Origin of the sequence: Jiangella anatolica (assembly GCF_003236295.1) — a bacterium.
Taxonomy (GTDB): Bacteria; Actinomycetota; Actinomycetes; order Jiangellales; family Jiangellaceae; genus Jiangella; species Jiangella anatolica.
This window is the reverse complement of sequence record NZ_POTW01000004.1, coordinates 70,644-84,505: the sequence shown is the minus strand read 5'-3', so window position 1 is coordinate 84,505 and position 13,862 is coordinate 70,644. Positions and strand designations below refer to the sequence as shown.

The window sequence follows — 13,862 nt, the reverse complement described above, 5'->3', positions numbered from 1 at the left end:
CTGCGCGAGTGCTCAGGCTCGGTCGGGTTCGGGACGGGGTGCCGCGCCGTTCTCGTGCGGGATGACGACGGCGTCAGCTGCGCGGCCGGCACCCGGATAGAGGGAAAGGACGAGCAGGACGCCGACGGCGCCGCCGACCAGCTGGACGGCGACGAACGCCGGGACGGAGACCGGCGCGATCCCGGCGAACGTGTCGGAGAACATCCGCCCGGCCGTGACCGCGGGGTTGGCGAACGAGGTGGAGCTGGTGAACCAGTACGCCGCCCCGATATAGGCGCCGACCGCCGGCGCCGCCAGCGCGCCCCGGCCGGTCCGCGCGAGCGCGAAGATCAGCAGCACCAGCCCGGCCGTCGCCACCACCTCGCCGACCAGCACACCGCTGCCGGAGCGTTCGGTCACCGCCATCCCGGCATCTACCTCGAACATCACGTTCGCCAGCACCGCTCCGCAGACCGCGCCGAGGCATTGCGCGACGATGTAGGCCGCGACCTCGCCCGTCGCCAGACCGGTGCCCGACCGGCGGCCCAGCCACCAGTCCGCAAGCGACACCACCGGGTTGAAGTGCGCCCCCGACACCGGCCCGAACAGCAGGATCAACACCGTTAGCCCCAGCACGGTCGCGGTGCTGTTCTGCAGCAACTGCAATCCGACATCGTCCGGCGACAGCCGCTGGGCGGCGATCCCGGACCCGACCACGACAGCCACCAGCAGGCCGGTCCCGAGGAACTCGGCGAGCAACCGACGCCAGGGTGCTGGTGCGGACAGTCGGCCGGTGCGTGGGTGAGATCGGGTCACGGCCACATCTTGACCGACGGCTCTAGCTCAGTCAAGATTGAGCCAATGAACGTTGAGCGAACTGAGCTGGAGCGGCGGGCCGCCAAGCACGCGGCGCTGTCCGACCCGGCGCGGCTGCACATCGCCGACCTGCTCAGCCTCGGCGACCTCTCCCCCAGCGAGCTGCAGGCCCACCTGGGCATGCCGTCGAACCTGCTGGCCCACCACCTCAAGACGCTCGAGGCGGTAGGGATGCTGACCCGCGGCCGCTCCGAGGCCGACCGCCGCCGCAGCTACGTCCGGCTCATCCCCGGCGCGCTCGACGGACTCACCCCTGGCGCCGTCGGCCGCGCCCACCGGGTGGTGTTCGTGTGCACCGCCAACTCCGCACGCTCCCAGCTCGCGGCGGCTCTCTGGAAGAAGGCCAGCACCATCCCCGCCGCGTCGGCCGGCACCCACCCAGCCGACCACATCGACCCCGGTGCCGTCGCCGCAGCGCGTCGGCATGGCTTCCCCATGCGACCCGCGCAGCCACGAAGCCTGGCCGACATCGCCGCGGACGACGACTTCGTCATCACCGTCTGCGACCACGCCCACGAAGAGCTCGGCGACCTCGGTGGACTGCACTGGTCCATCCCCGACCCCGTCCGTGTGGGGACCGACGAGGCGTTCGACGCCACCGTCACCGCGCTCATCGACCGCGTCGGCGGCCTCGCCCCACGGCTCGCCGCCTCCTGAACGGCACCGTCATGTCGAACACCTACGAACGCGCACCGCTCACCCTGGACCAGCAGGTCGCCCTCACCACCGCCGCCACGCGACTGGCGACCGATTTCGAGGGAACCTTCGGCACCGAGACGATCGAGCGGTTCCTGCACACCTCGTACGACCAGTTCGCCGGCCGCGCCGTCGTCGCGAACTTCCTGCCGCTGCTGGCCGAGCGGTTCGCCCGCCAGCGCCTCACCGCGCTGGCCAAGGTCGAGGGCTTGAGTCAGGACGGCCGTCCCACGGTGCTGTTCCTGTGCGTGCACAACGCCGGCCGGTCGCAGATGGCTCTGGGCTTCTTCCAGCACCACGCCGGTAACGCGGCGATCGCCTGGTCCGGCGGCTCGGAGCCCGGCGAACGAGTCAACGCGGTCGCGGTGGCCGCGATGGCCGAGCGCGGCATCGACATCTCCGGTGAGTACCCGAAGCCGTGGACCGACGAGATCGTCCGCGCCGCCGACGTCGTCGTCACCATGGGCTGCGGCGACGCGTGCCCCGTCTTCCCGGGCAAGCGGTACGAGGACTGGACCCTCGAGGACCCGGCCGGCCAGGGCCTCGACGCCGTCCGGCCCATTCGCGACGAGATCGAACGCCGCGTCCACGCCCTCCTGGACCAGCTCGGCGTCACGGCTCAACCTGCCTGACGGCGACCCATTGCGGGGCGCGGCGCCGCCACAGGCCCCTTTCACATAGACAGACTTCTATATTTCGACGTCAGATGGCGTGCGTTTGCTTCGCGTTCACATAGACGGTCTTCAATGTGACCTGCTCACCCGAGCAGCCGGCACCCAGGGGGGCGCCGGACGGTCAGAAACGGAAGGCTAGATTCAACGTGACCTCCAGCAGACTCCGCCGGTCGGTCCTCGCGATCGCGGCGACGGGCGCTCTGACTCTCGGTCTGGCCGCGTGCGGTGGTCAGGACGACCCCGAGACCAGCTCCAACGAGGGTGACAGCAGCGAGACCGAGGCGCCCGACGGTGACGCCGGCGGCGCAGTCTCCGGCGCCGTCGCCGCAGACGGCTCCTCGACCGTCGGTCCGCTCACCGAGGCCGCGGCCGACCTCTTCGGCGACGAGAACCCGGACGTCAACGTCACGGTGGCCACCTCGGGTACCGGCGGCGGCTTCGACGCGTTCTGCGCCGGCGAGACCGACATCTCCAACGCCTCGCGTCCGATCGACGAGGAGGAGACGGCTACCTGCGAGTCCGCGGGCATCGACTTCACCGAGATCGTCATGGCCAACGACGGCCTCGCGGTCGCCGTCAACCCGGAGAACGACTGGGCCACCTGCCTGACCGTCGAGCAGCTGCAGACGATCTGGTCGCCGGAGTCCGAGGGCCAGATCACCAACTGGAACCAGGTCGACCCGTCGTTCCCGGACCAGCCGCTCACGCTGTTCGGCGCCGGCACCGACTCGGGCACCTTCGACTACTTCACCGAGGCGATCAACGGCGACACCGGCGCGATCCGCACCGACTACAGCCCGTCCGAGGACGACAACGTCCTGGTCCAGGGCATCGCCGGTGACGTGGGCGCGACCGGCTTCTTCGGCCTCTCCTACGTCGAGGAGAACCCGGAGTCGGTCAAGGCGGTCGAGGTCGACGGCGGCAACGGCTGCGTGGCGCCCTCGTCGGAGACGGTGCAGTCCAACGAGTACGTCCCGCTGGGCCGGCCGCTGTTCATCTACGTCAAGAACGAGTCCTACACCAGCCAGCCGCAGGTGAAGGCGTTCGTGGACTTCTACGTCGAGAACGCGGTCGACATCGCCGAGCGGGCGCTGTTCATCGGGCTGACGCCGGAGCAGCAGCAGACCGCCACGGACGAGCTCGCGAGCCTCGGCTAAGTGACCGCATGAGCACAGTCGTCAACCAGGGTGGCCCGGCAGGCGTGCCGGGCCACCCCGGCGCATCCATCACCGCCAGGAACCGCCGTCCCGGCGAGCGAGCGATCCGGCTCGGCCTGTTCCTCGCGGCCGCCGTGTCGATGGCCACCACGATCGGCATCGTCGTCGCACTCCTGGTGCCGGCGCTGGAGTTCTTCGCCGAGGTCAGCGTCATCGACTTCCTCACCGGAACCCGCTGGGCGCCGCAGTTCAGCCCGGCCACTTTCGGGGTGGTGCCGCTCATCACCGCCACCCTGTGGACCACGGCCATCGCCCTGCTGGTGGCGGTGCCGCTGGGACTCGGCGCGGCGATCTACCTCAGCGAATATGCGCACCGCAGGGTCCGCAAGGTGCTCAAGCCGATCCTCGAGGTCCTGGCCGGCATCCCGACCGTCGTCTTCGGGTTCTTCGCCCTGACCTTCGTGCAAGCGACGATCCTGCGCGACCTGTTCAGCTTCCAGACCGGCGCGTTCAGCGTACTGGCCGCGGGTCTCGTCATGGGCATCATGATCATCCCGACCATCGCGTCGCTGTCCGAGGACGCGATGTCCGCGGTGCCAATGAGCATGCGGCAGGGCTCGGCGGCACTCGGCGCCAACCGGATGCAGACCAGCCTCCGCGTGGTGTTCCCGGCCGCGCTCTCCGGCATCATCGCGGCGATCGTGCTCGGGATCTCGCGGGCGATCGGCGAGACGATGATCGTGGCCATCGCCGCGGGCAACCAGGCGCGCATCGTCGAGGGACCGCTGGAGGCGGGACAGACCATGACCGGCTTCATCGCCAACGCCGCGCTCGGCGACGCCCGAGTCGGGTCGCTGGAGTACAACACGCTCTTCGCCGTCGGGCTGCTGCTGTTCGCCCTGACCCTCGTCATCAACTTCATCAGCATCCGGCTGGTCCGGCGCTTCCGGGAGGCGTACTGATGGCCACCACAGCCGATGCCGCCCGTGCGGCCATCACCGGCCGGGCTCGCGGCGGCGAACGCAGCACCCGCTCGCTCGTCTTCCTCCTCCTGCTCTGGCTGAGCCTTCTGATCGCCTTCGGCGTCCTGGTCACGCTGATCGTCACGATCGCGCAGGACGGCGCCGGCCGCCTGGACTCGGGCCTGCTCACCGGGTACTCCGCGTCCGTCCCCGAAGAGGCGGGTGCACGAGCGGCGATCCTGGGGTCCGCCTGGGTCATCGGCACGACGGCGGTGCTGACCATCCCGCTCGGCGTCGCCGCCGCGATCCACCTCGAGGAGTTCGCCGACAAGAAGCACTGGTTCAACCGGCTGCTGGAGCTCAACATCCAGAACCTCGCGGCCGTCCCGGCCATCATCTACGGCATGCTCGCGCTGGGCTTCCTGGCCCTGCTGGGCGTGCAGAACAAGAACGTCGTCATCGGTGGCGCGCTGGCGCTGAGCCTGCTCATCCTGCCGGTGGTCATCATCGCCACGCGCGAGGCGCTGCGCGCCGTTCCGGACGAGATCCGGCAGGGCTCCCTCGCGTTGGGCGCCACCAAGTGGCAGACCGTCTGGCGCCAGACACTGCCCTCGGCGGTGCCCGGCATCGCGACCGGGACGATCCTCGCTCTCTCGCGGGCGCTCGGCGAGGCCGCGCCGCTGCTGCTGCTCGGTGGGCTCGTCTACGTGACGTTCGATCCCAACGGCCTCTTGAGCGGGTTCACGACGCTGCCGATCCAGATCTTCAACTGGACCGGCCGCCCGCAGGCGGGCTTCCACGAGCTGGCCGCCGCCGCCAGCGTGGTGCTCCTCGTGCTGCTGCTGGCCATGAATGCGCTGGCCATCTTCATCCGCAACCGCTACCAGCACCGCTGGTGACCCGACTCGTGGAGACCAACCCCATGACCAGCGAGACGTCCACCGGACAGGACACGACCCACACGGGCAACGGCCGAGCACAGACCGGCGTCCACATCGATCCATCGGCGGTGAAGACCGGTCGCCCCGACCGTTCCCTGTCCGACGTGCCCGACCCCGTCATCGAGTGCAAGGGCGTGGACATCTTCTACGGCAGCTTCCGCGCCGTCAGCGATGTGACCATGCTCTTCGGCCGCAACGAGATCACCGCGCTGATCGGACCGTCCGGGTGCGGCAAGTCGACGCTTCTGCGCTCGCTGAACCGGATGAACGACCTTATCGAGGGCGCCCGGGTGGCCGGCGTGATCGCCTACCACGGCCAGGACATGTACGCCGACGACGTCGACCCGATCGAGGTGCGCCGCAAGATCGGCATGGTCTTCCAGAAGCCCAACCCGTTCCCCAAGTCCATCTACGACAACGTCGCCTACGGCCCCCGCGTGACCGGGATGAAGGTCGACAGCATGGACGACCTCGTCGAGGAGGTCCTGACCCGGGCCGCGCTGTGGGACGAGGTCAAGGACAAGCTCGGCCAGTCCGCCTACGGGCTGTCGGGCGGGCAGCAGCAGCGCCTGTGCATCGCCCGCACCATCGCGACGCGCCCCGAGGTGATCCTGATGGACGAGCCCTGCTCGGCCCTCGACCCGATCGCCACGGCCAAGATCGAGGACCTGATGCACGAGCTGCGTGACGACTACACGATCGTCGTGGTCACCCACAACATGCAGCAGGCCGCTCGCGTCGCCGACCGGACGGCGTTCTTCACCGCCCGGCCGGACGAGCAGACCGGGGACCGCACCGGGATGCTCGTCGAGTTCGACCGCACCACCGTGCTCTTCACCAAGCCGGCCGACAAGCGCACCGAAGATTACATCTCCGGCCGCTTCGGATAGGAGGTCTTCGTGACCGTACCCGCCCTCCACTCCGTCGGCACCCAGCAACACCTCAGCGTCCTGGTGGCCGAGCCCGACCCCGCCGTCGCGGCCGACCTCGCCGAGGCGATGTCCGTCCTCGGTGCCGAGGTGACCACTTGCGCCAACGGCGCCGAGGCACTGCTGCGCACCGGGCTGACCCACCCGGACGTCGTCCTGATCAGCACCGATCTTCCCGGCGTCCCCGTCGCCGTCGCCGTTCAGGCCATCCGCGAACAGCGGGTGGCCGCGGTGATCGCCGGCATGAGCGCCACCGACGACTCCGTCCTCATGAACGCCCTCCTCGCCGCCGGCGTCAGCGCCATCGTCGCCCGGCCCTACCGGATGCCCGAGCTCACGCCCCTGCTCGCCGGAATCCGCCCCAACGCCACCCCCGGCGAGGGCCTGCTGCGCACCGGAAGCCTCAGCGTCGACCTGCGCTCCTACGAGGCCACCATTGGCGGCCAGAAGGTCCAGCTGACCGTCCGCGAACTCGAACTGCTCGCCTACCTCATCCGCAACACCGAGAGCGTCGTCACCTCCGGACAGATCATGACCGCGGTCTGGGGCCGATCGCACAGCACCACGAACACGCTCGTCGTGCACATCCGCCGGCTGCGGATGAAGCTCGGCGACGACCTGCGCAACCCGCGGATCATCCGGACCGTGCGCGGCCTCGGCTACCGCCTCGTCGCCCCGGACGACACGCCGGCCGGCAGCACTTCCGCCAGCAGCCCCTCGACCCGTGACACCACGTCGTCGCGGATCCGGCGGATCTCGTCCATCGGCCTGCCTGCCGGGTCGTCGATCGCCCAGTCGAGGTAGCGCCGGCCCGGGTACACCGGGCAGGCGTCGCCGCAGCCCATCGTGATGACGTAATCGGCCGCTCGGACCACATCGTCGGTCAGCGGCTTCGGGAACTCCGCACCGAGCGGCACGCCGATCTCGTCCAGCACGGTGACGAGTTCCGGGTTGAGCGCCCGCGCCGGCGCCGAGCCTGCCGTGCGTGCGTGCGCTCGCTGCCCGGCCATGAACTTGAGCACAGCGGCCGCGAGCTGGGAACGGCCGGAGTTCTGCACGCACACGAACAACACCTCGGGGACACCCTTGACGATGATCCCCTGCGCCTGCGCCAGGGCGGTCAGCCGCTCGGCGGCGAAGCTCGACGTGAGCGACGGCAGGTAGCGGGTGATGCGAGCTCGTCCCGACAGCAGCTGGTAGCTCTCCACCACGTACCGCTCGACGGTCTCCGGCGAGAAGATGCCGGAGAAGCGCGCCGCGAGCTGGTCGGCCACCCGGCCGAGAACGGCGTCGACGCGGATCAGCCCCTGCGCCGGCCCCGGGCTGCCGGTCTCGACCAGCCGCGCGTACCGGGCCAGCGCGTCGTGCGACGGCCGGTAGACGATCTCCGTCCCCCGCCGTTCCTTCTCGACCATGCGGGCGCGATGCAGCACGCCGAGGTGGTGGCTCACCGTCGACGGCGACTGCGCGACGTTCGCGGCCAGCTCGCCCGCGGACGCCTCGCCGCCCTCGTGGTCGATCAATAGGGCGAGCAGCTGCAACCGCGCGGGATCGGCGAGCACCTTGAGCTGCTGGGCGATCTCGGTGGCGGCCGACCGGGTGATCGGTCGCAGGGGTTCATCGCCCGACTCCGTCGTCATGGCGCCTATTTTGACGCAGATCTATGTGAACGGTCTAGACGAAACTCAGCCCATCCGAAGGTCAGCGCAGAATGTCCGCGATGGCCGCCAGCCGCTCCGGCACGATCGAGAACCAGACCTGCTTGCCGCGGCGCTCGCGCCGGAGCACCCCCGCCTCGACCATCAGGCGCAGGTGATGCGAGACGGTCGGCTGGGTGAGGTCGAGCGGCTCCGTGAGGTCGGTGACGTTCGCCTCGGCATCGGGAGCGGCCAGCAACATGCTGAGCAACTGCAGGCGAGTCGGGTCGGACACCACGCGCAACAATCCGGCGAGCCGTTCGGCGTCGTCGCGGGTGAGCGACGTGCCGGGCGTGAGTGAGCGAGCAGCGACCTCGGCGGGTTCACCCACCGGCCCTCCGTACTGCGGCGTGACACTCACACGGTCCATCGTAAGGGGCAAAGCGGCCCGTCATCGGTATCAGAGCACCACCACGGGCCCGGTTCAGCCACTCGCCATCCGCTATGCACCTGGCTGACATCGATATCGATCAATATTTACGAGTGTCTATGCAACGGGCGGGTGACGCGTCGCGCCCGGCCTGCGATGCGAGCGGTCCGCTGTTCCGGGAACCGATCTCGGCGGCGACGGCGTCCCGGCTGGCGGGCGTGTTCGCGGCGCTGGCCGACCCGGTCCGTCTGCGGCTCCTGTCGCTGGTCGCGTGCCGTGCCGGCGCACAGGTCTGCGAGTGCGACCTGAGCGACGAAAGCGGCCTGGCGCCGAGCGCGGTACTGCAGCACCTGGCGGTGCTCGCGACTGCCGGCCTCGTCGCCGGCGAGCAGAAGGACGGGTGGACCTTTCACTCAGTGCAGGCCCGGGCCTTACGCGAGCTGGCCGCGGCGCTGAACACGTCGGCGAACGCTGCGTGAACACCTGGCGGCGCGTCTGCAGATGTGGCCGGGTCGGCCGGGGCGCTTCCTATCGTGGTCGGCGAGCCGCCGGCCGATTCCCTCGACGTTGGAGCACACCATGACCCAGCCCGACGGCCTGCTCTCGGTCGACGCCGTCCTGGACCGGATCAGTGAACGCCTGGCGCACCGGTTCACCGGCATCGTGACCGCGGAGACGACGCGTCGCCTCGTCGCCGAGTCCTACGTCGCGCTGCTGCGCACATCGGCGGTGAAGCAGCACGTACCGTCGCTGACCGAGCACTTCGCGTTCGAGCGGCTCACCGCCGTCGCCCAGGCCAGCGGCGCCACCATCAAGGCCGTGCCCGAGGTGCTGTTCGTGTGCGAGCAGAACGCCGGCCGGTCGCAGATCGCCGCCGCCCTCCTGGACCGCATCGCGATCGGGCGGGTCCACGTGCGCTCCGCGGGGTCGCGCCCGGCCGGCGACCTGCATCCCGAGACCCGCCGGCTGCTCGAGCAGGTCGGCGCCGACGTCTCCACCGCGTTCCCGAAGCCGCTGACGGACGACGTCGTCAGGGCCGCCGACGTCGTCATTACGATGGGCTGTGGCGACGCCTGCCCGGTCTATCCCGGCAAGCGCTACGAGGACTGGGACGTCGCCGACCCCGACGGCGCCGACGACGCCCGGCTGGCGGCGATCCACGACGATCTCGACAGCCGCGTCCACGCGCTCCTCGCCGACCTCATCGACACGGAGTCCAGGTGACCGACAAGCCCAGCGTGCTGTTCGTCTGCGTCCACAACGCCGGCCGCTCCCAGATGGCAGCAGCGTTCCTCCACCACCTCTCCGGCGGCGACATCGAGGTCCGCTCGGCCGGGTCCGCGCCCGCCGACCAGGTCAACCCCGTCGCCGTCGCGGCCATGGCCGAGCTCGGCATCGACATCGCCGCCGAGCAGCCGAAGATCCTCACCGACGAGGCGGTTCAGGAGTCCGACGTCGTCATCACCATGGGCTGCGGCGACGCCTGCCCGTTCTACCCGGGCAAGCGCTACGAGGACTGGGAACTCGACGACCCGGCCGGCCAGGGCATCGAGTCGGTCCGCCCCATCCGCGACGACATCCGCGGTCGCGTCGAGGCGCTCATTGCCTCCCTGAAGGAGACCGCGGGCTGACCCCGTCAGGCGCGAGATGACGGTCCAGCTGCGCGACGCCGACGTCATCGTGGTCGGCGGCGGGCAGGCCGGGCTGGTCGTCGGCTACTACCTGCGTCGCGCCGGCGTCGACTTCCTGATCCTCGACGACCAGCCGGCACCCGGCGGCGCCTGGCAACACGCCTGGCCGTCACTGCGGCTGTTCTCGCCGGCGTCGTACTCGTCCTTGGCCGGCTGGATGATGCCGCCGGCAGGTGACGACCGGTTCCCCGACGCCGCGCACGTCGTCGACTACCTGACCCGGTACGAGAAGCGGTACGACCTGCCCGTCGTGCGGCCGGTGCGGGTGTCGTCGGTGTCCCTTGTCGACGGCGGGCGGTTCGAGGTGGTCACCGACGGCGGTAGCGCGAAGGCGCGGGCCGTGGTCAGCGCGACCGGCACCTGGTCGCGGCCGTACGTGCCCGCCGTCCCCGGCCGCGACTCGTTCCGGGGCCGGCAGCTGCACGCCGTCGACTACGACGGGCCGGAGCCGTTCGTGGGACAGCGGGTCGCGGTCGTCGGTGGCGGCAACTCCGGCGCGCAGATCCTCGCCGAGCTCTCCACCGTCGCCGAGACCATCTGGATCACCCAGCGACCGCCCCGGTTCCTCCCCGACGACGTCGACGGACGGGTCCTCTTCCAGCTGGCGTCGCGCCGCTTCGCTGCCCGCCGCGACGGCGTCGAGGACCCAGGCGGCGGGATCGGCGGCCTCGGCGACATCGTCATGGTTCCGCCCGTCCGCGAGGCCCGGGATCGCGACGCCCTCGTCGCCGAACCTCCGGTCTCCGCACTGACACCGGCCGGGCTGGAATGGCCCGACGGACGCCGCGACGACGTCGACGCCGTCGTCTGGTGCACCGGCTTCAAGCCGGCACTCGGCCACCTCGACGCGTTGGGCGTACGGGGGCGGGTCGCCATGGGCGGCGCGGCCGGCACGCGCTCGACGGACATCCCGGGCCTCTACCTGGTCGGCTACGGCGACTGGACCGGGCCCGCGTCGGCCACCCTCGTCGGCGCCGCACGCACGGCCCGCGACACCGTCCACGAGCTGATCGGCTTCCTTACGAGCTAGCGCGCGTCGCCATCGTCTCGCCGTTGCTCGTTGTGGAGGGCCTCCATGATCGCTGTCAGCTTCTTCAGCTGATCACCGATCTCCTTTAGGCGGCCCTCCGGTGCGTCCGAGGATCTTGTGGAGGTGTGGTCAAAGTACGCCGAGGTCTGCAAACGAAAAGTGTCCTTGTAATTTCGCCGCCACCGCCGGTCGTACTCGACACGCACCACCATGTCATCAGGCACATCGCAGTCGGACGGGTCGTTCTCGTCGACCTGGACCGAGTTCGTCAGCTCCTGACCTGGACCTAGCACGGTGATGGGCTGCGCGTACCGGTGGATCACGGACCGAGCGAGAATGCCGTCTCGCCCCATGTCCGACAGCGGCGGGTCGAACGTGACCCGGATGTTCCGCGCGGTGCTGGCGCCGACGTTGCGAACGACCAGATCGAGCCTGTTGAACGCGAAAGGCGGGACGCGGTACTCGACGACGATCACCGGCCGAGTGCGTTCGCGGCTGTCGCGGCTGGCCGCGAGGAGGGCACCGATCGCCACTAGCGCCGTCGCAGCCGCGGAGATGCCGCCTACCGCGGTCCAGTCCACGGCATTCCAGTCCCATTCCACGTCGTCAGGCTAGAGGCGTGCGGTGGCAGCCCCGGACCGCCGCGCCGCACTGGCCTACGCAACCGAGAGCGCAGCGACAGCATTCGCCAAGAGGTGACCGGCCGGCCCGGGGACTCCCAAATCCGGCGGGCCGGCCGGCAGCTTCGGGTCGGTTCAGGCGCCGATCTCGCGGCCGTCCAGGCGCCACGCGATCGCGACTCCCGGGCGGGCGAAGTCGCCGTCCGGCCAGGTGCTCGCCGGGTTGTCGACGGTGGCGCCGGTGATCTCGCCGGGGTGCTGGACCGAGACGACGACGCTGCGGTTGTCGTCCAGCACGTAGGCCGAGGCCTGCTCGGCGCCGATCGGGACCGACAGGAACTGCTTCACGTGTCCGCGTTCCGGCCCCTCCAGCGGAACGGCGAACAGCCCGTCGTTGAACGTGGCGCCGGTGTGGTCGGTCAGCGCGTTGCCGTCGGTCGAGATCCACAGGTTGCCGTGCGCGTCGAAGTCGAGGTTGTCCGGGCAGGAGATCGGCGAGACCTTCGACTTGTCGTAGCCGGCGAAGTAGGTCGACGGGTCGTTCGGGTCGCCGCAGACGATCGGCAGCGTCCAGGTGAACGTCTCCCCCGCGTGGTTCCCGCCGTCCTCGGTGATCTCGAGGATGTGGCCGTGCTTGTTGGCGTTGCGCGGATTGGCCTCGTCGGCCGGGTTGGTGCCGCCGCGGTTGGTGTTGTTCGTCAGCGCGACGTAGATCTTGCCGGTGCGCGGGTTGGGCTCGATGTCCTCGGGCCGGTCCATCTTGGTCGCGCCGACGCGGTCGGCGGCGAGGCGGGTGTGGACGAGGACCTCGTCGATGCTCATCCCGTCCACCAGGGACTGGCCGCCTCGGGCAAGCGGGATCCACCGGCCGGTGCCGTTGAAGGCGCCGTCGGCGGGGAGTCGGCCGGAGCCATCGATCTCGGACGCGCTGCTGAACGCGAGCTTCGCCACGAAGAGTGTGCCGGACTCGAGCAGGCTCATGTTGTGCTCGCGGTCGGAGCGGGAGTTGCCCCGGCGCAGCTTCTTCTCGGTGACGAACTTGTACATGTAGTCGAACCGCTCGTCGTCGCCCATGTACAGGGCGACCCGGCTGTCCGGCGCGACGACGCTGGTGGCGCCCTCGTGCTTGAACCGGCCGAGCGCGGTGTGCTTGCGCGGCGTCGACTTCGGGTCGTACGGGTCGACCTCGACGACCCAGCCGAACCGGTTGGCCTCGTGCGGGTGCTTCGCCAGGTCGAAGCGCTCCTCCGCGGTCTCCCAGCGCCGGCTCCCCGACGGGTACCGCGTCGTCGTGCTGATGCCGTACCGGGCCAGCGCCGGCTTGTCGTCCGCCGGGACGCCGTCGCCGCCGACGAAGTACTGGTTGAAGTTCTCCTCGCCGGACAGCACGGTCCCCCACGGAGTGATGCCGCCGGCGCAGTTGTTCAGGCAGCCGAGCACCGTCGTGCCCTTGCGGTCGGCCGCGGTGCGAAGTAGCGACGACCCGGCCGCCGGGCCGGTGAACCGCATCGGCGTCGTGCCGGTGATCCGCCGGTTGTACGGACGGCGGCCGCGGTCGATCACGGCCCACTCGCCGGTGCTCCCCTGCCGCTCCAGCTCGACGACGCTCAGGCCGTGAGCAGCGAGCGCGATCCGGACCTGGTCCCGGGTCGGTGCGCCGTCGACGTAGTCGCGGAACATCAGGATCTCGTTGGTGTACTCGTGGTTCACCACCAGCAGCGCGCGGTTGCGCTGCCGGTCCAGCGGCAGCACGACGAGCCAGTCGTTGTTGTAGCCGAACTGGCCCTCCTGGGCCCGGACGGACTGACTGTCGATGTCGAACTCCGGCGCGCCCGGCAGGATCGGGTCGCCCCACTTGGCGACGACCGACCAGTCGTAGCCGTTGGGGACGATCAGCGCGTCGAGGCGGTTCGGCGGGATCGGCTTGAACGTCAGAGCGCCCTTCCCGCCACCCGGAGCCGGAGCCGGCGACGGACGGCCGGTGGCGTAGGCCGGGGCCGCGCCGGCGACAGCACTACCGGCGCCGATCACGAGGGCACCGACGGCGGCGGCGCGGACGATGCCTCGGCGGGACACCTCCGCCTGCAGCATGTCGCCGAAGTACTCGTTTTCAGACGAGTTGGGCGCCGGGTGCGCGCAGGCGTTCCCGCACCGGAACAGGCACGTCATCGCGTTGCGACCGGAGTGACCATCAAGCACCGGCAACGACCGGCGGCCTTCACGAGCGAGCGACACGAAGG

Annotated in this window: 15 protein-coding genes and 1 pseudogene; 11 read left to right on the top strand and 5 right to left on the bottom strand. The window is 70.2% G+C overall.

Translation table 11 applies throughout. The features are described from left to right. Nucleotides 1–12 precede the first annotated feature (12 nt). Entirely contained in the window at nt 13–738 is a 726-nt protein-coding gene (locus C1I92_RS02685) for an aquaporin (protein WP_199520889.1), read from the bottom strand. Nucleotides 739–840: 102 nt separating this feature from the next. On the opposite strand from C1I92_RS02685, the gene C1I92_RS02680 reads away from it, so the two are divergent. From C1I92_RS02680 to C1I92_RS34730, 7 genes and pseudogenes are all read left to right on the top strand, one after another. Then, the gene (locus C1I92_RS02680; RefSeq protein WP_111253112.1) at nt 841–1,512 is read left to right on the top strand and encodes an arsenate reductase/protein-tyrosine-phosphatase family protein; all 672 of its coding nucleotides are present in this window, start codon (nt 841–843) and stop codon (nt 1,510–1,512) included. Nucleotides 1,513–1,523: 11 nt separating this feature from the next. Beyond that, a complete protein-coding gene (locus C1I92_RS02675) occupies nt 1,524–2,183 on the top strand; it encodes an arsenate reductase ArsC (RefSeq protein ID WP_111253111.1) in 660 nt (219 codons plus the stop codon). Nucleotides 2,184–2,371: 188 nt separating this feature from the next. Then, complete coding sequence (locus C1I92_RS02670) at nt 2,372–3,382, top strand: PstS family phosphate ABC transporter substrate-binding protein (RefSeq protein ID WP_111253110.1); 1,011 nt, start codon at nt 2,372–2,374, stop codon at nt 3,380–3,382. Between the two features lie 8 nt (nt 3,383–3,390). After that, a complete protein-coding gene (gene pstC / locus C1I92_RS02665) occupies nt 3,391–4,344 on the top strand; it encodes a phosphate ABC transporter permease subunit PstC (protein WP_111253109.1) in 954 nt (317 codons plus the stop codon). Then, complete coding sequence (gene pstA / locus C1I92_RS02660) at nt 4,344–5,243, top strand: phosphate ABC transporter permease PstA (RefSeq protein ID WP_111253108.1); 900 nt, start codon at nt 4,344–4,346, stop codon at nt 5,241–5,243. The genes pstC and pstA overlap by 1 nt, the downstream gene beginning before the upstream one ends. Before the next feature lie 23 nt (nt 5,244–5,266). Further along, nucleotides 5,267–6,175: a phosphate ABC transporter ATP-binding protein PstB gene (pstB, locus tag C1I92_RS02655; RefSeq protein WP_111253107.1), complete on the top strand. Its 909-nt coding sequence runs from the start codon at nt 5,267–5,269 to the stop codon at nt 6,173–6,175. Nucleotides 6,176–6,184: 9 nt separating this feature from the next. Continuing rightward, nucleotides 6,185–6,823: pseudogene (locus tag C1I92_RS34730) on the top strand (response regulator transcription factor); the annotation flags it as partial. Between the two features lie 50 nt (nt 6,824–6,873). Here the strand turns inward: C1I92_RS34730 and C1I92_RS34725 are convergent. Together C1I92_RS34725 and C1I92_RS02640 are read right to left on the bottom strand one after the other, a co-directional pair. Continuing rightward, nucleotides 6,874–7,854: a metalloregulator ArsR/SmtB family transcription factor gene (locus C1I92_RS34725; RefSeq protein ID WP_111253105.1), complete on the bottom strand. Its 981-nt coding sequence runs from the start codon at nt 7,852–7,854 to the stop codon at nt 6,874–6,876. 61 nt (nt 7,855–7,915) lie between these two features. Next, nucleotides 7,916–8,242: an ArsR/SmtB family transcription factor gene (locus C1I92_RS02640; protein ID WP_369124068.1), complete on the bottom strand. Its 327-nt coding sequence runs from the start codon at nt 8,240–8,242 to the stop codon at nt 7,916–7,918. A 113-nt stretch (nt 8,243–8,355) separates the two neighbouring features. Here C1I92_RS02640 and C1I92_RS02635 point away from each other — a divergent pair, with 113 nt between their 5' ends. The 4 genes from C1I92_RS02635 to C1I92_RS02620 all read left to right on the top strand — a co-directional run bounded on the left by C1I92_RS02635 (nt 8,356) and on the right by C1I92_RS02620 (nt 11,002). Beyond that, nucleotides 8,356–8,760, top strand: coding sequence for an ArsR/SmtB family transcription factor (locus C1I92_RS02635; protein WP_199520887.1), 405 nt, complete (start codon nt 8,356–8,358; stop codon nt 8,758–8,760). 100 nt (nt 8,761–8,860) lie between these two features. Further along, nucleotides 8,861–9,505, top strand: coding sequence for an arsenate-mycothiol transferase ArsC (locus tag C1I92_RS02630; RefSeq protein WP_111253102.1), 645 nt, complete (start codon nt 8,861–8,863; stop codon nt 9,503–9,505). Beyond that, nucleotides 9,502–9,912, top strand: a complete 411-nt coding sequence (locus C1I92_RS02625) for an arsenate reductase ArsC (protein ID WP_111253101.1) — start codon at nt 9,502–9,504, stop codon at nt 9,910–9,912. The genes C1I92_RS02630 and C1I92_RS02625 overlap by 4 nt, the downstream gene beginning before the upstream one ends. 16 nt (nt 9,913–9,928) lie before the next feature. Next, nucleotides 9,929–11,002 carry an ArsO family NAD(P)H-dependent flavin-containing monooxygenase gene (locus tag C1I92_RS02620; RefSeq protein WP_111253100.1) on the top strand — a complete coding sequence of 358 codons (1,074 nt, stop codon included), beginning with the start codon at nt 9,929–9,931 and terminating at the stop codon, nt 11,000–11,002. Here C1I92_RS02620 and C1I92_RS02615 read toward each other — a convergent pair. Both C1I92_RS02615 and C1I92_RS02610 read right to left on the bottom strand, forming a co-directional pair. After that, nucleotides 10,999–11,604 (bottom strand): DUF8453 domain-containing protein, encoded by a 606-nt coding sequence (locus C1I92_RS02615; RefSeq protein WP_146604995.1) that lies wholly within the window; start codon nt 11,602–11,604, stop codon nt 10,999–11,001. The genes C1I92_RS02620 and C1I92_RS02615 overlap by 4 nt on opposite strands. A gap of 153 nt (nt 11,605–11,757) precedes the next feature. Next, complete coding sequence (locus C1I92_RS02610) at nt 11,758–13,791, bottom strand: PhoX family protein (RefSeq protein ID WP_111253098.1); 2,034 nt, start codon at nt 13,789–13,791, stop codon at nt 11,758–11,760. Between the last annotated feature and the right edge of the window lie 71 nt (nt 13,792–13,862).